This is a genomic window from Streptomyces sp. NPDC004126 (assembly GCF_050275515.1).
Lineage (GTDB): Bacteria > Actinomycetota > Actinomycetes > Streptomycetales > Streptomycetaceae > Streptomyces.
Map to the genome: position 1 here is coordinate 16,362 of NZ_JBNNPF010000066.1, position 22,220 is coordinate 38,581.

General features: G+C 73.9%; 12 protein-coding genes. 10 read left to right on the forward strand and 2 right to left on the reverse strand.

Annotated elements, in window-relative coordinates; genetic code table 11:
* Window positions 1-559: 559 nt before the first annotated feature.
* Window positions 560-3,670, forward strand: coding sequence for a DNRLRE domain-containing protein (locus ACQKM2_RS36170; RefSeq protein ID WP_427717310.1), 3,111 nt, complete (start codon window positions 560-562; stop codon window positions 3,668-3,670).
* 84 nt (window positions 3,671-3,754) lie between these two features.
* Here ACQKM2_RS36170 and ACQKM2_RS36175 read toward each other — a convergent pair whose 3' ends face one another.
* Entirely contained in the window at window positions 3,755-6,061 is a 2,307-nt protein-coding gene (locus ACQKM2_RS36175) for an immune inhibitor A domain-containing protein (RefSeq protein WP_427717312.1), read from the reverse strand.
* A 227-nt stretch (window positions 6,062-6,288) separates the two neighbouring features.
* On the opposite strand from ACQKM2_RS36175, the gene ACQKM2_RS36180 reads away from it, so the two are divergent.
* Window positions 6,289-7,437, forward strand: coding sequence for an AMP-binding protein (locus tag ACQKM2_RS36180; protein WP_427717315.1), 1,149 nt, complete (start codon window positions 6,289-6,291; stop codon window positions 7,435-7,437).
* Window positions 7,434-8,102 (forward strand): O-methyltransferase, encoded by a 669-nt coding sequence (locus ACQKM2_RS36185; protein ID WP_427717318.1) that lies wholly within the window; start codon window positions 7,434-7,436, stop codon window positions 8,100-8,102. Before ACQKM2_RS36180 ends, ACQKM2_RS36185 begins: the two co-directional genes overlap by 4 nt.
* Window positions 8,103-8,120: 18 nt before the next feature.
* Here ACQKM2_RS36185 and ACQKM2_RS36190 read toward each other — a convergent pair whose 3' ends face one another.
* Window positions 8,121-8,645 (reverse strand): hypothetical protein, encoded by a 525-nt coding sequence (locus ACQKM2_RS36190; RefSeq protein WP_427717321.1) that lies wholly within the window; start codon window positions 8,643-8,645, stop codon window positions 8,121-8,123.
* Window positions 8,646-8,849: 204 nt separating this feature from the next.
* On the opposite strand from ACQKM2_RS36190, the gene ACQKM2_RS36195 reads away from it, so the two are divergent.
* The 7 genes from ACQKM2_RS36195 to ACQKM2_RS36225 all read left to right on the forward strand — a co-directional run bounded on the left by ACQKM2_RS36195 (window position 8,850) and on the right by ACQKM2_RS36225 (window position 22,074).
* Complete coding sequence (locus ACQKM2_RS36195) at window positions 8,850-10,109, forward strand: hypothetical protein (protein ID WP_427717324.1); 1,260 nt, start codon at window positions 8,850-8,852, stop codon at window positions 10,107-10,109.
* Entirely contained in the window at window positions 10,106-12,193 is a 2,088-nt protein-coding gene (locus ACQKM2_RS36200; RefSeq protein ID WP_427717327.1) for a hypothetical protein, read from the forward strand. The genes ACQKM2_RS36195 and ACQKM2_RS36200 overlap by 4 nt, the downstream gene beginning before the upstream one ends.
* A gap of 89 nt (window positions 12,194-12,282) precedes the next feature.
* Window positions 12,283-13,344, forward strand: a complete 1,062-nt coding sequence (locus ACQKM2_RS36205) for an AAA family ATPase (protein WP_427717330.1) — start codon at window positions 12,283-12,285, stop codon at window positions 13,342-13,344.
* The gene (locus tag ACQKM2_RS36210) at window positions 13,341-17,300 is read left to right on the forward strand and encodes an SAV_2336 N-terminal domain-related protein (RefSeq protein WP_427717333.1); all 3,960 of its coding nucleotides are present in this window, start codon (window positions 13,341-13,343) and stop codon (window positions 17,298-17,300) included. The genes ACQKM2_RS36205 and ACQKM2_RS36210 overlap by 4 nt, the downstream gene beginning before the upstream one ends.
* Before the next feature lie 45 nt (window positions 17,301-17,345).
* Window positions 17,346-18,083 carry a tyrosine-protein phosphatase gene (locus ACQKM2_RS36215; RefSeq protein WP_427717336.1) on the forward strand — a complete coding sequence of 246 codons (738 nt, stop codon included), beginning with the start codon at window positions 17,346-17,348 and terminating at the stop codon, window positions 18,081-18,083.
* Window positions 18,084-18,401: 318 nt separating this feature from the next.
* Window positions 18,402-20,444, forward strand: coding sequence for an elongation factor G (gene fusA / locus ACQKM2_RS36220; RefSeq protein ID WP_427717338.1), 2,043 nt, complete (start codon window positions 18,402-18,404; stop codon window positions 20,442-20,444).
* 178 nt (window positions 20,445-20,622) lie between these two features.
* The gene (locus ACQKM2_RS36225) at window positions 20,623-22,074 is read left to right on the forward strand and encodes an MFS transporter (protein WP_427717341.1); all 1,452 of its coding nucleotides are present in this window, start codon (window positions 20,623-20,625) and stop codon (window positions 22,072-22,074) included.
* Window positions 22,075-22,220 lie beyond the last annotated feature (146 nt).

Here is a 22,220-nt window from a genome sequence, read left to right on the forward strand (position 1 = left end):
TGTTTCCGGGCAGGCGGAAATTGTTCGCCGAAAACGGCGACATGTGGACCCCCCCACGATCTGCCGCCGACGGCTGTGGCGCGTGGGCGGCAGGCAACTGACAAATAGCCCGCTGATTTTGCAGTGGACCGGTGAATAAAATCCACTAACTCCGATTCGGTGTGGCCTTTGTCACCTTACTTGGCTCACAGCCAGGGGCAATCGATATAAATCGGTCGGAAACGACGTGCAGGCGGCTGGAATCTAGGGGTGACGGTGTCGGGGTGATGGTTCATGCTCTGCTCGCATGGCCATTTGCGCGAGGGTGAGTGGGGAGCGAACTCTTCGCAGTTTGAGCCAGTGGCTTGAAATACATTAATGCATGCCGAGGGTGGCTGAATTGGTGCGCCCGAGGGGGGAGAGATTACCCGTGGATGTCCGTGAATCCGTGGATGAAAGTCCGCCTACCGCTGCTTCGGAAAACGGGGTCGGGGAGCCGTCGCTGCGCTGGTTCCGTCGCCGTCGAGCTGCCGGAGGCCTGGCCGTCCTGCTGGCGGCAGCCGTCGCTGTTCCGATCGTGATGCTCTCGACCGACGCGGACCGGCCACGCGAGCAGGCCAAGCCAGATACGGCTGCGAACGGACCCGTCGGCGCGCCCGAGGCGCGGCGGCTGGCCAAGGAGAGCGGCAAGGAAGTCGAGGTCACGGCGGAACGCACCGCGCACACCAGCACGTTCGCCCAGCCCGGAGGGCAGTTCAAGCTGCGCGTCCACAGCGCGGCCACGAGCGCCAAGGTCGGCAACGAGTGGAAGCCCATCGACACCACTCTCCAGAGGGTGGACGGCGGATTCGCGCCGAAGGCCGTCAACGGCAGCGTGGTGTTCAGTGCCGGAACCAGGAGCCAGCCGGCCGGTGGTGGCGGAGGAGGCGGTGAGCGGGCTTCTCGTGGAACGACGAGAACGACCCTGGTGCACCCCGTTGTTCTGAAGGCCGACACGCCCGCACCCCAGTGGACCGACCTCGTACGGCTGAATCTCGACGGACACGACCTGGTCGTCGGCTGGCCGGGCACGCTTCCGGAGCCCGTCATCTCGGGGCCGCGGGCGCTGTACGAGAACGTCCGCCCCGGCATCGACCTGGTGATGACCGCACAGGACGGGGGATACACCCATGTGCTGGTCGTGAAGGACAAGAAGGCCGCCGCCGATCCGCTGCTCGGCCAGCTGAACTACCGTCTGTCCTCTCCGGACATGACCTTCCACCTCGACGAGGCTTCTCACTCCGTCAGTGCCCGTGACGGCAAGGGCGAGGAGGTGGCCGGCTCCCCGACCCCCTTCATGTGGGACTCCGCGGGCAAGACCGCTGTGACGGAGGGCGAGCCGGTCGCGAAGCCCGCGCCCGAGGCCAAGGACCACCCGACCCTCGCCCTGCCCGGCCTGGGCGGTGCCGAAGGCAACCACGCGACGTCCGCGGGTGCCGCGCTGAGCCCCGAGAACGTGCTCACGGTGAAGCCCGACACCCGCCTCCTGGATGACGCGGACACGGTCTACCCGGTCTTCATCGACCCCTCCTTCAAGGGGCACAAGCAGAACTGGACCCTCTTCTACAAGACCGAGGGCAAGTCCAGCTTCTGGAACGGCCAGAACTTCAACAGCGGCAGCGGCGCGCCCGAGGCGCGCGTCGGCTACGAGTCGACGACCAACGGAACATCCCGGTCGGCCTTCATCTTCGACTTCGGCACGCAGATCCACGGGGCCCAGATCCGTTCGGCCAGACTCAGGATGCTGCAGACCTACTCGTGGAGCTGCGACCCGACGTCGTTCGACGTGTACCACACACCTCTCATCAACAGTTCCAGCACCTGGGACAACACGAGCGACGGCAACTTCTGGGGCAAGCGGATCGCGAGTGCCTCCACCGCTTACGGCTACAAGAGCGGGTGCCCGGACAACTGGGTCGGCATCGACATCAAGCCGACCGTCGAAGAGGGCGCTCGTGGCGCCTGGCAGAACCTCACCCTCGGCCTGCGCTCACCGAACGAGAGCAACCCGAGCCACTGGAAGAAGTTCCTGGCCAACGGTGAGAGCGCCCCGTACATCGAGGTCGAGTACGCCAAGTCCCCCGACACTCCGGTCCTGGCGAACATGAGCACCTCGCCCGGCGGTGCGTGCGTCACCGGGCAGCCGTACACCAAGATCGGAAAGGCGGACGTGGACTTCCGTGCCAAGGCCACGGACGGCGACGGCAACCTGCACCGGCTGAGCTTCAGGATCTGGTCCGCCGACGGCTCCCCCGTGGCCGACGAGCTCCGCGACACCAACGGCGACGGCGCAGCGAACCTGACGGTGCCCTGGGAGAAGTTCACCCCCGGCAAGACGTACTACTGGCTCGCCCAGGCCGTCGACTGGGACGGGCAGTGGTCCGGCAGCGGCCCCATGGACTCCGGCGGTGGCGGCTGGTGCACCTTCACCGTCGACCACACCCAGCCCACACCGCCCACGATCCGCTCCGAGGACTTCCCCGCCCCCGGCCCGGACGGCGCCGAGTGGAGCAAGAACCCCCTCGGCCCCGGCAAGATCACCGTCATCGCGGGCGGCACCAACCCGGCCGACATCCGTGAGGTCCAGTGGTCGCTGAACCACCCCGTCTACGACCAGAAGGCCGTCCCCGCCGCCGGACAGGACACCGTCACCCTCGACGTGAACCCCGACAACGCCGGACCGAACCTCTTCTACGTCCGCATCGTCAACAAGGCTGGGAACGTCTCGATTCCGTTCACCTACACCTTCTACGTCCGCCCGCGCCCCGGCCTCGACGGCGCCGGAGACGTGACCGGTGACGGGAAGGCCGACGTGCTCGCCGTCGACGGGGCCGGTGACCTGCGTGTCTACCCCGCGGATCGGGTCGGCGACGTCGATGCCTGGATGCCCGCCGCCACCGACAACGGCAAACCGGCACCCGCCGGCTACTGGAAGGACGCGAGTGGCAAGTCCGCGCTCATCGCCCACTCCACCGACTGGTACCCCGGGGACGGCATCACGGACCTCGTCGCCCGCATGCCCGACGGCAAGCTGTACGTCTACCAGGGCGACGGCAACGGACGCTTCGACATCAGCAGGCGCACCGAGATCCTGCTGCCTGCCGGAGCGCCGGATCCGGCCACCTTCAGCCAGATCGTGGTCGTCCAGGACGTCAACGGGGACAACTCCGAGGACATCTTCGCGACCGCCGGAGACGCCTTCTGGGTCCTGACCGGATACAGCGGCGCCACCATCACCGAGGCCCGTCAGCTCTCCGCGACCAGCTGGACCCAGCGCGACATCATCAACGTCCGCGACGTCACCGGCGACGGCGTCCCCGACCTGCTGTTCCGCGACGACTCCAGTCCCGAGCGGGGGCTCGCCCTGCGCCGGGGCAAGCCCGGAGCGGGCGGCGGGGTCGACATCAACTCCCTCGCGCTGGCCGTGAACTCGGCCGACGGCAAGGACCTCACCTACGCCACCACCGGCTGGGACAGCACCACTTGGCCCCTGCTGCGCGGCACGCCCGACGTGAACGACGACGGGATCCCCGACTTCTACGCCACCCGCAACGACGGCACCCTCCACCTTGTCTACGGAGGCCGGAGCGCCGTCGGTAACGGCTGGCGCGTCGAGGAGGACGACTGGAACACCGTTCGTGCGCTCGGGTGAGTGGTGAGTGGTGAGTGGTGAGTGTGAGAGGTGAATGACGAGCGCCCCGCCGGGAGGTCCGGCGGGGCGCTCGTGTGGGTGGGGTCAGGGGGAGGGGGTGAGTTGGAGGGTGGTGTGGGTGGTTGTTTCCTTTGTGATTTCGATGCGGGTGCCCGTGTCGGGGACCTTGACGCCGAGTTGGGGGAGGTCCGGGGTCCAGTACGTGGTGTGGCGGTCGTCGAAGACGCGGATGCCGGGCTGGGGCGGGACGGTCAGGGAGGTGCCCGGCCTGTGGAGGGTGATGCGGTCCGTCGGGCGGGTCGAGAACGGGGCGTCGAAGGTCTGGGCGCGGGCGTTCACGAGGCTGCCGTCCTGGAAGCGGAGCGGGGCCGGGCGGGCGTCCACCGGGAGGATGAGGCCGTTGCCGGGGTGGGCCTTGGTGGTGTTGTCGCTGTACGCGGTGTCCCACAGCCAGAGCAGGACGCCCTGCTGGTACGGGTAGAACTCCACGCGCTGGTCGGTGGAGGCGAAGTTGTAGGGGCCCGTCCTGAGGAAGGAGCCGTAGCCGGTGTGGCGGCGGTTCTCGGCGAAGTAGGCGCGGGGGTGCTCGGTGGTGCCGGTGCGGCCCTCCGTGCGGGACCACTTGAGCGGGGTCCAGCCGTTGTCGCCCTGTTCCGCGCTGTCCTGGAGGAGGGTGCGGCCGTCGGCCGCCGTGACGCGGATGTCGTCGAGGGTGACGCCGCGGCCGTGGGTGTTGCTGTCCGAGGTGGTGCGGAGGCGGAGGTGGGTCGCGGACGCGGGGAGGGGGACGGTGAGGTCCGTCGAGGCTGGTGAGGTGCCCGAGATGCCCTTGGGGGGTATGGGGGTGCCGTTGACGGTGCCGGGGAGGGTAGTCCAGGTTTTGCCGCCGTCCGTGGAGGCCTCGGGGGTCAGGAAGTCGAAGTCCTGTTCCAGGTCGTACCAGACGCGGGCCGTGAGGGTGGCCGGGCCGGCGGCGGGGTCCAGCGGGCGGGTCAGGGTGTTGTCCATGAAGTCGCCGGTGCCGCTCCACCACTGGCGGGCGCCCTCGTAGGGGTCGGTGAGCTCGGTGCGGGTGGTGGAGGGCGGGAGGTGGACCAGGAGGGCCTGGGGGTCCTCGGTGTTGTAGCCGGAGACGCCGAGGGTGGCGCGGGTCCTGCGGCCCGCGTCGGCCTCCGTGTAGTCCAGCCAGCCCAGCTGGAGCTTGCTCCACGGGTCCAGGTCGCCGGGGAACTGCCCGGTGGTGTTGGGGCCCTTGCCGAGGTAGGAGGCCGAGGACATCAGGGACCAGAAGTTGACGCCGTTGTCCCCGTCCGAGCTGTAGAGGTCGGGCAGCCCGAGGTCGTGGCCGAACTCGTGGGAGAAGAGGCCCGCTCCGCTGTTCTCGCCGCCGGTGAGGTAGTCCCCGGCCCAGATCCCGGTGTCACCGACCGGCGTGCCGCCGGCCTTGTTGCCCTCCGGGCCCGCGCTGCCGGCCTGGTTCCAGTACGCGAACCAGCGGTGCGCCCAGATCGCGTCCTTGCCCTGGGCGCCGCCGCCCCAGGTCTGGTCCTTGCCCGCGTGGACGACGACCAGGTGGTCGAGGTAGCCGTCGGGCTCGTCGAAGTTCCCGTCGTGGTCGGCGTCGTAGCGGTCCCACACGTCGTACTGGGCGAGTTCGGACCTGATCTGGTCCTGGGTGCGGCCCTTCGCGCGCTCGGACTCGTACCAGGCGGTGGTGGAGTCGCGGACCAGGTCCCAGTTGGTGCGGCACTGGCCGGGTTCGGTGCAGTTGTCGGTGCCGTAACGGGCCTCGTTGTAGGGGAGCTTGACCCAGTCCGTGACCTTGCCGTCGATGTCGTAGCGGCCGGAGGACTGGAGGTTGTAGTAGGCGCGCATGGAGGCCGAGCCGGGCGTGGGCGAGAAGAATTGGTTCTGGTAGTAGGCCTTGTCGAAGTCCTTGCGCCAGAGGGTGTGGTTGTCGTCCTGGGCAGGCTTGCCGATGGTGTTGTGCAGGGGGCCGGGGGTGCCGCCGAAGCGGGGGTCGGTCTGGTCGCCGAACTCCGCGAGGATGACGAAGACCTTGTCCTTGCGCCGCTGGGCGAGTTCGACGTACTGGCTCCCGATCTTCGCCGTGCGGGGGAGCGGGCCGGCCGTCCGGGCGGTGGCGGAGTCACCGGAGCCGCCGGATCCGCCGGCCGCGATGCGTTCCAGGGCCTGGCGGCGCAGGGCCTGGCGCTGGAGTTCCGGCGGGGCGAGGGGCGGGGCGGCGGCCTGTTCGGCCTGGCCCGTCGGCGGAGCGGGCGGGGGAGCGGTCGCCGCCAGGGCGGCGGGGGCGGGGAGGAGGGCCAGGGCCGTGAGGGCGGCGAGGGTGGCGAGGGGTATCGCCGTTTTTGGTGGGGCGAGTCTGCGCAACGGAGGTGCCCTTTCGGGGAGTTCGGTGCCGGGCGATCGGAGCCGGGGGCTCGGTGCCGGGGCTCGGGGCGGAGGTAATATTTCACATGTCACAGGTGATGGGTAGGGGGTGTGTTCAGGGCCCCACCGTGTCCCCGGACGGGGTGGCGTCGTTGTGCCCCTGAGGGCTCCCGGGGCGCCGGTCCGCCCCCGCCCCGGAATCCGAACGCACAGGGGGAGACGCGCACATGTCCCTCGAACCGCCGTACCCCGCACTGCCGCTCGACGCCCCCTGGGAGCGCCCCGGCATCGGCACCGCCGCCCCCGACGGCCCGCCGGGGCCCTGGCACCTGCCGTGGGACCGGCTCACGCCCGCCGAAGCCGCCGAGGTCCGGGAGCGGTTCGACGGGCGGGCGTACGAGTTCCAGGCCACCGACGCCGCCACCGGCGACCCCGTACGGCGGATCTTCACCGGGGCCCGGCTGCGCGCCGACGCCGAGCAGACCGCCCGCCTGCTCGCCCCGTACGCGCCCGAGGCCATCGTCGGCTTCGCCCCGCCCCGGCACGCCTACGGGGCCGCCGCGACCGTACTCCTCCCCGCCGTGACCGGGCTGCCCGTGTGGTTCTGGCCCGCCGGCGACTGCCCGCCCCCGGCCGTCCCGGCCCGCCGGATCGCCGTCGTCGCCATCCCCGCCGCCTTCCGCGCCCTCGCCCGCCACCCCCGCTGGACCGCCTCCTTCGAACAGCTCACCTTCCTGCACGGCGGCGCCGAACTCCCGCCCGAGGCACGCCGGTTCGCAGCCGACCCGCGCGCCGTGCTGATCGAGCTGCTCGGCTCCACCGAGACCGGATCCGTCGCCCACCGCACCGGCTGGGACCCGGCCGGCCCCTGGACGCTCCTCGACGACGTCGCCTTCGCCGCACCCCGCACCGGCGCGGAGGGCCCCCTCACCGTCACCGGACCACGCCTCTCCGCGCTGCCCGACGGCAGCCGCCCCGACCGGCACGAGATGGACGACGTGGTCCGCCGCCTCGGCGACCGGCTGTTCCTGCGCCTCGGCCGCCGCGCCCAGCTGGTACGCGTCAACGGCGTCCGGCACGACCTGGGCGCCATCGCCGCCCGGCTGCGCGCCGCGCTCCCCGGCGCCGACGTGGCCTGCGTACGCGTACCAGGACCAGCCGGCCCGCCGCACGAGGAGGCGTACGACGTGCTCGTCGCCGGAGGCGGCCCCCTGACGGCCGACGGCGTACGGGCCGCCGCGCGCGGCCTCGGCGCCGAACCCCGCCTGGTGCGCCTCGTGGACCGCATCCCGCGCGGCCCCCTCGGCAAGCCCCTGCCCGACCAGATCACCCCGCCCGACCGACCCCCGACGACCCCGAGAGGACGTACGCCGTGAACCGGCAGCCCGAAGACGTGAAGACGGTCCCCCTCACCCCCGAGGTGTACGCGTACCTGCTCGCCCAGGCCGAGCCGCAGACCGAGGTCCAGCGGCGGCTCGTCGAGCGCACCCGCGCCCTCGGAGACCGGGCCGTGATGCAGATCCCGCACGAGCAGGGCGTCCTCCTCACCCTCCTCGCGAAGCTGACCGGAGCCCGCCGGATCGTGGAGGTCGGCACCTTCACCGGCTACTCAACCCTCGCCCTCGCCGCCGGACTGGTCCCCGGCGGACGCGTCCTGACCTGCGACGTCTCGGCGGAGTGGACCGCGATCGCGCAGGAGGCCTGGAAGGAGGCGGGGCTCGCCGACCGGATCGAGCTCGCACTCGCGCCCGCACTGGACACCCTGCGCGCCCTGCCCGCCGAACCGGTCCTCGACCTGGTCTTCCTGGACGCGAACAAGGACGGCTACCGGGACTACTGGGAGGAACTGGTGCCGCGCGTACGCCCCGGCGGACTGCTCCTCGCCGACAACGCGCTCTTCGGCGGCGCCGCGGCGGACCCCGGGGCGCGGGGCAACGGGCTGGCCGTCCGCGAGTTCAACGCCCGCGTCCACGCCGACGGCCGGGTGGAGTCGCTGCTCCTCCCGATCGCGGACGGGCTGCTGTTCGCGCGCAAGCTGTGATCACTTTCCGAGCGGGCGTCAGTCCTCTTCCGTGACGCCCAGGTCGTGGCGCATGGCCGTGCGCATCGTCCGCAGCAGCTCCCAGAGCGCGTACTGCTCGCGGGCCGCCGTGTTCATCGTCTCGCCCGGCGCGGGCTCGTTCCGTTCCAGCCGCTTGACCTGGCCGTAGACCTGGTTGAGGCCGTGGTTGACGGCGCTCGCCGTCGCGAGCACCGCGTCCGGGGCGATCATCTGCGCCTCGGAGTAGCGGTCGCGGTGCGTGCCCTTCGCCGCGTCGAGCGCTTCCCGGTCGGCGTCCTCCACGGTGCGCTCCCGCATGACGTGCAGGTGGCGGCTGAGTGCGGTGACGAACTGCCGCGACTCCCTGTTGAGTTCGGCGTAGCAGCTGCGCCGGAGCGAGCGGCTCTCGCGGTTCTCCTCCTGGGCGCGAACGAGCTCCATCTCCCGGCGCTTGGCCCGTTCCGCGCCCCGCTGGGTCAGCAGGGAGCCGCCGAGCGTTCCCGCGACGCCCGCCACCGCGATGACCACCGAGTTGAGATCCACCCGCACACTCCGTCGCGTCCTGCGGCCCCGTGCCCGACGCACACGGCCCAGCCCGCCCAGTGTGCCGTCCCGCCGTCCCGTTGCCGGCCGGGGGTGCGGGGGCGGTGGGGCCGAGCGGCGGAACCGGGCGTTCAGTGGGCCGCGTCGCGTACTCGGCGCTATCGTGCCGGGCGGGGGAGAGCGACGAGGGGGGGCGGGACGGCCATGCGGTTTCTGTTCGTTCACGGTACGGGGGTGCGGCGGGAGCGGCACGACGCGCTGTTCGCCCTGGTACGGGATCGGCTCGGGGAGCGGTTCCCCGGCGCGGAGGTCGACTCCTGCTTCTGGGGCGAGCGGTTCGGCGCGGAGCTGAGCGCCGGCGGACGGTCCGTCCCCGGGACGCCGGAAAGCGCCGCCGGGGGCGGGGAGGCCGCCGAGTGGGGGCTGCTGCTCGCCGACCCGCTGTGCGAGCTGCGGGTCCTGGCCGAGGCCGGCTGGGCCGGGGAGGGCCGGGAGGACGACCCCTTCGCGATGCCCGGCTTACGCCCCGCCGGGGAAGGGGTGCTGGAGCTGCTGCACCGCCTCGCCGGAGCCCCCGGCGCGGACGGCCCCGATGCCGCCGGCCCCGATGCCGCCGGCCCCGGCGAGCTGCGCGCCCTGCTCGACGGCACCGGCCTCGCCGCCGGGTTCCGGCCCGCCCTGGAGGCCGCCGCCGACTCCGCCGAAGCGGCCCGCGCCGGCGCCCGCGCCACCGCCGAACCGCAGGCCCGCGAGCTGGCCACCGCCCTCGCCCGGGCCGTCACCGCCGGGGCCCTCGCCGGGGCCGGGGCCGACGCCGACTGCACCGCCGCCGAACGGGACCGGCTCGTCGAGCTCCTCACCACCCGCCTCGGCGGCGGCGCCCGCGTCCCCGGGGCCCGGGCCGCCGCCGTCCTCGGCCGGCTCGCGCTGCGGGTCACCACGCAGCCCCTGCTCAACGCCTGGCGCGGCTCCCTCACCGCCGGCACCGCCCCCGCGCTCGGCGACATCCTGCGCTACCAGGCCAGAGGCGCCGGCCTGCGCGCGTACCTGCACGAGCGGATCACCGCCCGGCCCGGCCCGACCGTACTGATCGGCCACAGCCTCGGCGGCATCGCCCTGGTGGACCTGCTCGCACTGGCCGCCGCCGACGGCGGACCCGTACCCGGCGCCGAACTGCTCGTCACCGTCGGCTCGCAGGCCCCGTACCTCTACGAACTCGGCGCCCTCACCGCCCTCGCCCCGGGCAGCCGGCTCCCGTACGGCTTCCCGCGCTGGCTCAACGTGTACGACCGCCAGGACGTGCTGTCCTACCTCGCCGCACCCGTCTTCCCCGGCGACCCCCGCGTCACCGACCACGAGATCAGCAGCCGCCAGCCCTTCCCCGCCAGCCACAGCGCCTACTGGAAACAGCAGTCCCTCTACGAGCGCATCGAACGGGCGGTGACCGAAGCGGGGATCGGGTGACGGCCATCGGCCGGCCGCACCCCGACGTGAACCCCCGGCGCACCTTCGCACTCGTCGCGGGGGTCGAGCGGTACGAGATCAGCCACCACTGGAACCTGCGCGGACCCGCCCGGGACGCCCTGCGCTTCGCCCGGTGGCTGACCGGGCCCGGTGAGGTGCCCGCCGCGAACGTCCGGCTGCTGCTGTCGCCGCTCGACGACCCCGACACCCTCGACTGGTCCGCGTCCGAGGGCCTGTCCGCGCTGCGGGCCTCGTACCGGCCCGCGACCGAGGCGAACGCCCGCACCGCGCTGCTCGACGAACTCCCCGAATGCGACGGCGACCTGCTGTGGATCTTCTGGGCCGGGCACGGCTACCTCGGGCGCCACCGGGAGCTGATGCTGCCCTGCGCCGACGCCCGCCCCGGCCAGATCCGCCACCTCAACCTCGACTCCGCGCTCCGCTGGTGGCGCACCGACCTGGTCAAACACCGGAGGTTCCCGCTCCAGGCCGCACTCGTGGACGCCTGCCGGGTCGACGCGCCCCGCGACAGCCGCTGGAACTTCGGCAGCGCCGACTACGGCGGCGGCCACACCGTCCCGGGGCGGCGGCAGTTCCGCCTCTACGCCTCCCGCGAGGGCGAGGCCGCGCAGAACGATGCCGAACGGGGCGCCGGCCGCTTCACCGAGGCCCTGCTCGGGGAGCTCGCGGACCGGTCCGCGGGGGAGGGCGCCGCCTTCCTGCCCGACGCCGCCCGCAGCATCCACCTGGCCTTCCGGGAACTGCGCGAACGGGGCGAGGGCTGGCAGCTGCCGCAGTTCCTCGTCGACCGCGACTGGGATGCCAACTCCTTCCTCGACTTCCCCTCCTTCCCGGTCCTTCCCGCCCCGGTCGGCGACTTCGCCTTCCCCGGTGACGGCCCGCCCGGCCCGTCCCTGCCCAGCGCCCCCCGCCTCGACCAGGCCGGCTGGGACGGGCTCGGCGAGCTGTTCGAGGGCCGTGACCTGCCGCGCTGCGCGTACGAGGCCTACGCCTGGGCCTTCAAGGCGGCCGGCTGCACCACCCCCTTCGACGGCGGGCTGCCCGCCGACACCCTCCTCGACGTGGTCGCCGACCTCGACGAACGGCAGGGCGGCCGGACCGGGATGCCGCTCGCGGTGCCGTTCGTGCACTTCCTCGCCGACCGGACCGCCCGCCCCGGCGGCGGACCCGGCGGCGGCCCCGAGGACCCCGAGTGGGCCGCCGCCCTCGCACGCTGGGTACGCGCCACCCGCGAGCGGCTCGCCCTGCCCGCCCTGCGCCCGCCGCCCGCCCCCGCCCGCAAGGCCACCCTGCACGTGCGCCTGGAGTCCCCGCCCGGCGGCGAGGACGGGCTGCTGGCCCGCATGTGGCTGCGCGGCGAACGGACCCGACACGTATGGGAGTCGGAGGGCAGCCCCGTCCAACTGGCGGCCGTACGCGCCGAACTCGTACGCCGCCTCGCCGAGGCCGCCGGGGGCGGGCAGCCGCACGGCGGCATCGGGCGGATCGAGTTCCACGTCCCGTACGAACTGCTGGAGACGGACTTCGACCAGTGGCCCGTCCCCCGCCGCGGACCGGGCGGCCGGACCCGCCCGCTCGGCACCGTCCACGAGGTGGTGGTGCGCTGCCCGCAGGAACGCGAGGACACCAGCACCGAATGGCTCGACAAATGGCGCTGGCTGCACGTCCACGACGGCCGGCACCCCGACGCCGTACGGCTCGTCGAGGACACGGACGTCACCGACGCCCTCGGGCTCCGGCTCGGAGCGGCGCCCGCACCCGCCTGCGTCCTCGGGCACGTCTCCGGCCCCCGTACGGCCGCCCTGCTGGACGCCCTCCTCGAAGGCGGGGTGCCCGTCGCACTGTGGCGGCGCGGCGGCGGAACGCCCGCCGGGGGACTGCCCGCCCTGCTCGCCCCCGACGCCGGGCCGGGGGCGCCCTCGGTGTTCGCCCTGCCCGCCCGCGTGCGCGAGGTGCGCCGGGCGGCGGCCGCCGCCGGCCAAGGACCGGAAGGGGCAGACCGGTTGGTGCTGCTGTGGGACGATCCCGACGACACGGTCCACCTCCGCTCCCTGGCCACCTGACCCCCACCGCCCCCGACGGCCCGAGAACCGGCCCGCCACGGGCCCGACCCGAACGCACCACCCGCGAACCGACGATGGAGGCACAGGCAGTGGCGAAGGACTGGTGGCTGTACAGGGGCGCCGGCCCCGGCGAGGAGCGCCGCACCCGGCTGGAAGCCGGAACGCCGCCGCCCTGGCGGGACTTCACCGGCGTACCCGACCCCGCCTACGGGCCGCCCGGCTGCTCCGGCGAGGCCTGGGTACGCACCCGCAGGCGCGGCGAGGGCTACGTCCCCGACGAGGCGGAGACGGACGTGGTCAACACCGCCCTGCACCTGCGCCGGCCGCTGCTGATCACCGGGAAGCCCGGCGTCGGCAAGTCCACCCTCGCCTACAGCATCGCCGCCGACCTGGCCCTGGGCCCCGTACTGCACTGGCCGATCACCAGCCGTGCCGTGCTGCGCGACGGCCTCTACCTCTACGACGCCATCGGCCGGCTCCAGGAGGCCGGACTGGAACAGGTCCGCGCGCCCGGCGCCCGGCTCCCCGATCCGGCGGAGCAGCCGGCCGCCGTGCCCTCCATCGCCCGCTACCTGCGCCTCGGCCCGCTCGGCACCGCCCTCCTCCCGCAGCACCGGCCGCGCGTCCTGCTCATCGACGAGATCGACAAGAGCGACATCGACCTGCCCGGCGACCTCCTCACCGTCTTCGAGGACGGCGGCTTCGTCATCCCCGAACTGGCCCGCCTCGCCAAGGAGGAGCCCACCGTCGCCATCGGCACCGACGACGACCCCGACGCAGGGGTGGCCGTCACCCAGGGCCGCGTGCAGTGCCGCCACTTCCCCGTCGTCATCCTCACCAGCAACGGCGAACGCGACTTCCCGCCCGCCTTCCTGCGCCGCTGCGTCCGCCTCCACCTGGACGCACCCGGACCCGAGAAACTCGCCCGCATCGTGCGCGGACGGCTCGGCGTCGACATCACCGGCGAGGACGCCGCCGAGTACCAGGACCTCGTACGCAGCTTCCTCGAACGCGCCGAGGACGGCGACCTGGCCACCGACCAGCTCCTGAACGCCATCCAGCTGCGCCTGGCCGGAGCCTGGTCGGCCCCCGCCGACCGGGACCGCTTCCTCGCCACCGTCATGCAGCACCTCACCGGGCCCACCGCGTGATCGAGAGGCTGCTCGCCGCCCTCGCCGAGGGCGCCGAGGACGGTGCCGCGCCCCGCACCGTCCTCGGCCCCGAGGAGATCGCCGACATCCTCTGGCTCGCCGCCCGCGTGGACCCGGCCGGCGCCGGGTCCCCCGACGACGGCGTGCCCCCGCCCGGCCCCGACGGTCCCGACGGCCCCGACGGGGCCCAGGAGCCGCCCCCGGGCCCCGACGGGCCGGCACCCGGCACCGGGCGGGCCGGCCCGGACGCGGACGGGGCCGTCCAGCTGTTCCCCGCCGTCCGCGGCCGGCCGGAGCGGCCCGCCGCGCCGGCCGCCGACGCGCCCGCGCGGCGCGGCGTACCGCTGCGGCTGCCCCGCACCGCCTCCCTCGACGACCCGCTCGCCCTGATGCGGTCGCTGCGGCCCGTCGGACGCCGCTCCATCGGCGGGCCGGGGGAGGAGCTGGACGAGCAGCTCACCGTGGAACGCAGCATCGAGGCGATGGTCCCCACCCCGGTCCTGCGCCCCGCCGAGAGCCGCTGGCTCGACCTGGCCCTCGTCGTCGACACCCACCCCTCGATGCTCCTGTGGAGCGACCTGGTGGACGAACTGCGCGGGGTGTTCACCCGCAGCGGGGTCTTCCGCGACGTCCGCACCTGGCAGCTCACCGGCACCGCCCCCGGCGGCACTCCGATGCTCGCCCGGGGCCGCGGCGGCCCGCCCCGCAACCCGCTGGAACTCGCCGACCCCGCCGGACGCCGGCTGATCCTCCTCGTCTCCGACACCGTCGCCGGGGGCTGGCAGGAGACCCCGCTGCTGCGCGTCCTGCGGCACTGGAGCGCGCACAACGCCGTGGCCGTGCTGAACGTACTGCCCGAACGGCTGTGGACCCGGGGCGCCGTGCGGCCCGTGCCCTTCGCCGTCCGCTCCGACCGGCCCGCCGCCGCCACCCGCTCCTGGCAGCGGGTGCCCGCCGCCCGGCGGGCGCGGGGCGGCGGGCCCGTGGTCCCGGTGGTGGGGCTCGCCTCCGGCAGCCTGGCCCGGCTCGTGCGGACGGTGTCCGGCGACGGGCGCTGGCGCCGCCTCGCCTGCCTGCGCCTGGACGCCGCCCCCGCCCCCGGCACGGCACCGCCGCGCCGGGCCGCCACCGCGCTGGAGGCGGTCGAGCGGTTCCGGGCGAGCGCCTCCCCGACCGCCCAGCAGCTCGCCGCCCACCTGGCCGCCGTACCGCTGACGCTGCCCGTGATGACCCTCGTACGGCGCTCCCTGCTGCGCGACTCCGAGCACGGACATCTGGCGGAGGTGGCCCTCGGCGGGCTCTTCGCCCCGTGGGAGGGGCAACAGCGGCCGGAGGACGCGGAGTTCGACTTCCTGCCGGGGGTACGGGACGTGCTGCTCGGCTCCCAGCTGCGCGGGGACGTCGCCGCCGTACGGGAACTGGTGCGCCGCCGGGTCTGGGAGTTCATGTACCGCCACCGGGGCACCGGCCCGGACTTCTCCGCGACCCGGGTCACGGCGGGCGAGGAGGGCCGCCGGCGGGTCCCGGAGGGGGCCCTGCCGTTCGCCGAGCGGCCGGCCGAGGTGCCTGCGACGGAGCGGCCGGGCCCCGACCGGGGGGCGGGTGAGGGAGTGGTGCGGGTCCGCTTCGAACCCCTCGCCGAGCCGCGCGAGGCCGGCACCCTGCTGACACCTCGGCTGGTACTCACCGCCGGGGACGTGGCACAGCCCCGCGACACCCTCGCCTGGGCCTCGCTGCCGGACGGCCGGGAGGCCGCCTGCCGTCCCGTCTGGTGGGACGAGGCGAGCCCGCGGGTGCTCCTGCTGGAGAGCGAGGAGGACCTGGCGGACCCCGGGCTCTTCACGCCGCCGACCTGGGAGCGGTCGCCCGCACGGGAGGACACACAGGTCGTCGTCCACGGGTTCGCGGACGGCAGCGGCTGGTACCGGATGCCGGGCGACTCCCGCCTGTACGACGGCGCCCGGAACGGAGAGATCGTGGGCATCTCCCCGGAGCTGGGGGACTGGATCCATTTCCGTGGCGGTCCGGTCCTCACCCGCGGCGGGCTGCGCGGTGTCGTGCACACCGTCCGCCCCGACCGGATGGTCTTCCTCGCGGCCGGGGCACTGCTCGGCCAGGACGGCTTCCGGGCCGCGCTGGGCGAGAGGGCGTTCGGTACGGCCGTGACCCTGGCGCTGCGGAGCGGCGGGGACGGGCGCGTACCCGCAGGCGCGGCGGTGCACCGGCCGCCGGTCGACGTCCTGGCGGCGGCGATGCGGGCAGCCGAGATCGTCGGGAGCCCGGAAGAGGTGGCGACGGGAGCACGGATCGCCCTGTCCGGGCCGGGCGCCTTCGTCGAGGCGGGGCTGCTGCTGCGCGCGCTGTACCGGTCGGTGGAGCGGGAACGGCGGCCGGGGGCGCCGCTCGCCGTGGCCCTGGCGGCCCACGGGCCCGAGGGCGGGGCGGAGGCCACGGACCTGCTCCTGCGGAGCGACACGGTCACCGCGCTGCGGATCGGCGAACCGGACCGCGCGTCACGTCTCGTGCTCACGCTCTCCCAGTCGCTCTACGAGGAACTCCGCTCGGCTCTCGGCCCGCTGGCCGTGCGCCCTCTCAAACCGCTGGGGGAGGCCTCCGGGGGATGGTTCCTGGTCGGAGACCCCCGGCGGGTGGCGGAGCTGCTGGCGGACGCGGGCGAGTACCGCGCGCGGGAGTCCCGCTGGACCCGCTGCGGATTCGCCCCCTCCGCGGAGAGCCCGGCCGGCTGCCCCGGCATCAGGGTGACGGGCCGCCACAACTGCCTGGCGCACCTGCCGAGCACCGAGCGGGTCGCTCACCTGGCGACCCTGCGGCCCGGCTCCCCGGCCGACTTCAGGGGGACGCCTTTCACGCAGGCCTTGCTGGGGCAGCTCTTCGACGCGCTCCGGGAGCCGGAGACGGGACGCGTCAGGATGGGGGCGGCGGACTTCGCCGGGGCCCGGTTCACCGGAGGATGGGAAGAGGAGGGCGTCGCCTTCTCGGGCCCGGCGGACTTCCGGGGCGCCGAGTTCGACGGCCCGGTGGGCTTTGCCGGGGCGGAGTTCGCGGGCGAGGTCTCCTTCGAACGCACCGTCTTCCGCGGGACGGCGGTGTTCGACGACGCGGGTTTCAGGGGCCCCGCGAGCTTCAGCTGCGCCCTGTTCGGCGGCTCGGTGCAGTTCTCACGGGCCGAATGGGCCGAGGAGCTCGACTTCCGGTACGCGGTGACGGAGGGCGCCGCGGTGTTCGACGCGATGAACTGCGAAGGGCCCGTCCGCTTCGGGGACGCCTTGTGCAAGGGGCGCCTGGTCCTGGGCGATTCCGTGTTCGCGGGAGAGGTGTCCTTCGCGCACGCGATGTGCCAGGGGGGCGTGTCGGCGGTCGGAACGGAGTTCCACGGGCCGGTGGACTTCGGGCACATGATGTTCCAGGGGGACGCCGCCTTCCACAGCACCCGGTTCGTCGGCCCTGCCAGGTTCGCCTCCGCGATCTTCGGTCGTGAAGCGGCCTTCGACAACTGCCGGTTCGACGACGGGGCGGGGTTCGTCCACACCGCGTTCGACGGTCCGGTGGTCTTCCGGGAGACCCTGTGCCTGGGAGGGGCGTCCTTCAGCCGGGCCGTGTTCCGGGGCCTGTTCCTGTGGCACGACGTGAGGGTCGACCGCGAGGTGGCCGATTTCGGTGGTGCGGTCTTCCACGGGTCCGTGCGCTTCTCGCGCGTCGTGTTCGTGACGCACACGGGGTTCGACGGAGCGGTCTTCCACGGTTCCGTCACCTTCGCGGACACCCACTTCGAGGCGGGCCTCACCTTCGCGGCCGCCACGTTCCGACGGGCCACCCAGTTCACCGACGTCACGCTCGCCAGACCGATCCCCCTTCCCGGCAGCTGGACGGTCACCGAGTCGGACGGTGTCTGGCAGATCACGTCCCCCGACCCGCCCGAACCCGGTGACGCCTGAGGCATTCTGGCCACGTCAGAGCAACCAAGGCCCCAGGAGCACCAGTTGACCCAGACCGGCACCCGCCACGTCCCCTTCGACCGCCTCCACAACTTCCGCGACATGGGCGGCTACCGCTCCGCCGACGGCCGGGCCGTCCGGTGGGGGAGCCTCTACCGGGCCGACTCCCTCGGGAAGCTCGGCGGCGGCGACTGGGAGCGGTTCCTCGGGCTCGGGGTGCGGACCGTGATCGACCTGCGCTACCCCTGGGAGATCGAGGCCAAGGGCCGGATACCGGAGCCGGAGCGGTTCGCGTACGCCAACCTCAGCATCGAGCACCGCCCCTACGACCAGGCCGAGATCGACCCTGACCTCGACCCCTGGCGCTACCTCGCCGACCGGTTCGCGGAGGTCGCCGAGGACGGCGTGGACGAGATCCGGCGGGCCGTCGAGCTCATCGCCGACGGCCCCGGCCCCACCGTGTTCCACTGCACCTCCGGCAAGGACCGCACCGGCCTGATCGCCGCCCTCGTCCTGACCCTGCTCGACGTGCCCGAGGAGGAGATCCTGGCCGACTTCGCCCTCACCGAGCTCGCCACCGAGCGCCTCACCGCCGACTGGCACGCCGCCAACCCGGGCCGCACCATGCGCTGGCCCTCGTACGGGCGCGCCCCGGCCACCGTCATGCGGCTCGTCCTCGCCGACCTGACGGCCCGTTACGGGTCGACGTCCGCGTACCTCACCGAGGCCGTCGGCATCACCCCGCAGACCACGGCCCGGCTGCGCGAGCGGCTGCTCGTCTGAAAAACCAGGTGCCCCGGCCGGCGCGCGCCGCCTACAGTCGCGGTGCGCGCCGCCGCCAGGGCGGTGCCTGCCGATGCCGAGCGAAGAGAAGGGGAACCGGGCCATGCGTACGAACCGCACCGCCGTCGTCGTTCCCCCCTGCCGGTACGACGTGATCCCGGTGTCCCGCAGCGCGCGGTAACAGCCGCGCGGCTGTCACCGTACGCCCGTGACGCACCACCCTTGAACGCGAGACCCCGCCGGCCCTGCCGCGGGGTGGCGCGGCGTCCCGGGAATCGCGCCGCCCTCTTCCACCCCAGGCACCGAAAGGCCCGGGCCATGCGCAACACCAGCACCAGCACCAGCACCAACACCGCCGTGCGGAACCTCGGCATCCTCGCCCACGTCGACGCCGGCAAGACCACCGTCACCGAGCGGATCCTCTTCGCCACCGGCGCCATCCACAGGCGCGGCGAGGTCCACGACGGCACCACCGTCACCGACTACGACCCCCAGGAACGCGACCGCGGCATCACCATCTTCGCGGCGGCCGTCAGCTGCGCCTGGGACGGGCACCGGGTCAACCTGATCGACACGCCGGGCCACGTGGACTTCGCCGACGAGGTCGAGCGCTCGCTGCGGGTGCTCGACGGGGCGGTCGCGGTCTTCGACGCCGTCGCCGGCGTCGAGCCGCAGAGCGAGTCCGTGTGGCGGCAGGCCGACCGGCACGGCGTGCCGAGGATCGCGTTCGTCAACAAGCTCGACCGGGCGGGCGCCGACCTCGACGCCGCCGTCGGCTCCATCCGGGAGCGGCTCGGCGCCGTGCCCCTGGTCGTGCAGCTGCCCGTCGGCCGGGAGGACGGTTTCACCGGCGTCGTCGACCTGCTGCGGATGCGCGCCCTGCTCTGGGGCGCGGGCGACGGCCCGTTCGAGGAGCTGCCTGTGCCCGGGCCGCTGCTGGAGGAGGCCCGGCGCAGGCGCCGGCTGCTGGAGGAGACGGTGGCGGGGCTCCACGCGGAGGCCCTGGAGGAGTTCTGCGCCGGTGACGGGCTGGGCGAGGGGACCCTGGTCCGTGCCCTGCGCGAGCTGACCCTCGCCGGGGACGGGGTGGTCGTGCTGTGCGGTTCGGCGTACCGCAACCGGGGCATCGAGCCGCTGCTCGACGCCGTGGTGGCGTACCTGCCCGCGCCGGGGGACATGCCGCCGGTGCGGGAGCGGGCCGCCGACCCGGCGGAGCCGCTGGCCGCGCTCGCCTTCAAGGTGACGGCGACGGCGACCGGCCGGCTCACCTACCTGCGGGTGTACGCGGGCACCCTGCGCAAGGGGGACTCCGTACTGGATCCGGCGACGGGCCGGACGGAACGCGTCGGACGGATCCTGCGGGTGCAGGCCGACCGGCACGAGGAGCGGGAGGAGGCGGTGGCCGGTGACATCGTCGCCGTGGTCGGGCTGAAGTCGGCGCGGGCGGGGACGAGCCTGTGCGCGCCGGACGCGCCGCTGCTGCTCGAACCGCCCGTGGTGGCGGACCCGGTGGTGTCGGTCGCGGTCGAGGCGGGCCGGGGCACGGACACCGGGCGGCTGGCCTCCGCGCTGGCCCGGCTCGCCGAGGAGGACCCCTCCCTGGTGGTGCGGACCGACGCGGAGACCGGGCAGACCGTGCTGTCGGGGCTGGGCGAGCTGCACCTGGAGGTGGCGGTGGAGAAGGTGCGCCGGCTGCACGGGGTGGAGGTCGTCGTGGGCCGGCCGCGGGTGTCCTACCGGGAGACCGTGGTGCGCGGGGTGACCGGTTTCGTGTACCGGCACGTCAAACAGGACGGCGGCGCGGGCCAGTTCGCGCACGTCGTGCTCGACGTGGAGCCGCTGGGCGAGCCCGGTTTCGAGTTCCGTTCGGCGGTCACGGGCGGCCGGGTGCCGCAGGAGTACGCGCGGGCCGTGGAGGCCGGCTGCCGTGACGCCCTCGCCGAGGGTCCGCTCGGCGGGCATCCGGTGACGGGCGTGCGGGTGGTCCTGACCGACGGGGCGACGCACTCCAAGGACTCCTCGGAGATGGCGTTCCGCGCGGCGGGCCGGTTCGCGCTGCGCGACGCCCTGCGCGCCGCGGGGGTGGAGCTGCTGGAGCCGGTCGCGGAGGTCACCGTGACGGTTCCGGACGACGGTGTCGGCGCGGTCCTGGGGGACCTCGCCGCCCGCCGCGGCCGGGTCACGGGCTCGGCCGGGCAGGCCGGGACCACGGTGGTCACGGCGACGGTGCCGCTGGCCGAGCTGTTCGGGTACGCGTCCCGGCTGCGCGGCCGCACCCAGGGCCGGGGGGCCTTCACCAGCCGCCCGGCGGGTCTGGCGCCGGTCCCCGCGGGGGTGGCGGCGACCCTGACGGCCCGCTAGCGCAGCGCGGTCGACCCCCTTCGGGCCCCGTCCCGGCTTCGGCCGGGGCGGGGCCCTCCGCGTTCCGCCGGGGTCCGCGGTCGCGTTCCGACACCGCTCTTACATACCCCCCATGGGTATGCTACGTTGCTACGCGAAGGTACCCCCCAGGGGTATATGGCAGAGGAGGGTCAGGGCAATGTCAACCGTCAATCCCCGGCGCTGGTGGGCACTTGGCGTGCTTGCCGCCGCTCAGTTCATGGTCATCATGGACACCTCGATCATCGGGGTCGCGCTCCCCGAGATGCAGAAGGACCTGGGCTTCTCCCAGGGCGAGCTCCAGTGGGTCTTCAACGCCTACGTCATCGTCTTCGGCGGGTTACTGCTGCTCGGCGGGCGGCTCTCCGACCTGTTCGGCGCCCGCAGGATCTTCGCCACCGGCTGGGTGGTCATGATCGTGGGCTCGGTGCTCGCGGCCGCCGCGCAGAGCGCCTCGGTGGAGATCGCCGGCCGGGCCGTCCAGGGGGTCGGCGGTGCGCTGATCGCGCCCTCGGCCATGACGCTGCTGATGATGCTCTTCGGGCACAACCCCAAGGAACTCGGCAAGGCGATGGCCCTCTACGGCGCCGCCGCCCCCGCCGGCGGCACGGCCGGCGTGTTCCTCGGCGGCGTGTTCACCGAATGGGTGAGCTGGCCGTGGGTCTTCATCATCTACGTCCCGATCGGCGTCGCGACCCTCGCCGCCACCGGGCTGCTGCCCGCCGTCCAGGCCCGCCGCGGTTCCGTTGACGTCCTCGGCGCCGCCGCCGTCACCGCAGGGCTCGCGCTCGCCGTGTTCGCCGTCGTCCGGGCCCCCGAGGTCGGCTGGGGCGCCACCGCCACCGTGCTGGAGCTGGTCGGCGCGGCCGTCCTGCTCGCCCTCTTCTTCGTGATCCAGCGGACCGTCCGCGAGCCGCTCATGCCGCTCAGCGTGTGGCGGATCCCGCGCCTGGGCTCGGCCAACCTCGCGATGACGCTGCTCGGCGCCGCCTGGATCCCGATGTGGTACTTCCTCAACCTGTACCTCCAGCAGGTCCTGGACTACGGCGCCTTCGCCTCCGGCGCGGCACTGCTCCCCATGACGGTGCTGCTGATGATCTTCATGACGGCCATCACCGCGCGCCTCATGGGCCGCTTCGGGGCCAAGCCGCTGATCGTCGCCGGTCTGTTCGCCCTCGCCGCCGGGCTGGTCTGGCTGTCCGCCGTCGAGCCGACCGGCACCTTCCTCGTCGACGTCCTGCCCGCCTCGCTCGTCGCCGCCCTCGGCATGGCCCTCGCGTACATCCCGGCGATGATGGCCGCGATGTCCGGCGCCCCGCAGGAGCAGGCCGGCCTCGCCTCCGGCATCGTCAACACCACCTACAACGTGGGCTCCGCCCTCGGCCTGGCCGCGCTGACCGCGCTCGCCACCACCCAGGGCGCCGGTGAGCTGGGCAACCTGCCCGCCCTCACCGACGGGTTCAGCGCCGCCTTCATCGGCGCCGCGGTCATCGCCGCCGCCGGCGCGGTGATCACCCTGCTCGCGATGAAGGGCGACAGGTCCCCCGCCCCGGCCGCCGCTCCCGCCGCCGACGCCGCCCCGGCGCCGCGCAGCGAGACGGCGGGGGTGTGACGTACGGGACCGCCCGCACGCACCCAAGGGGTGGCGCCCCCGGCCCCCCCCGCGAGGGCGGCCCCCCCATAGAGCGGCCCCCGCCCCCGGCCCCCCCCCCGACCCGGAGACCCCCCCACGAACCCGGCCCCCCCCCCCCCCCCACG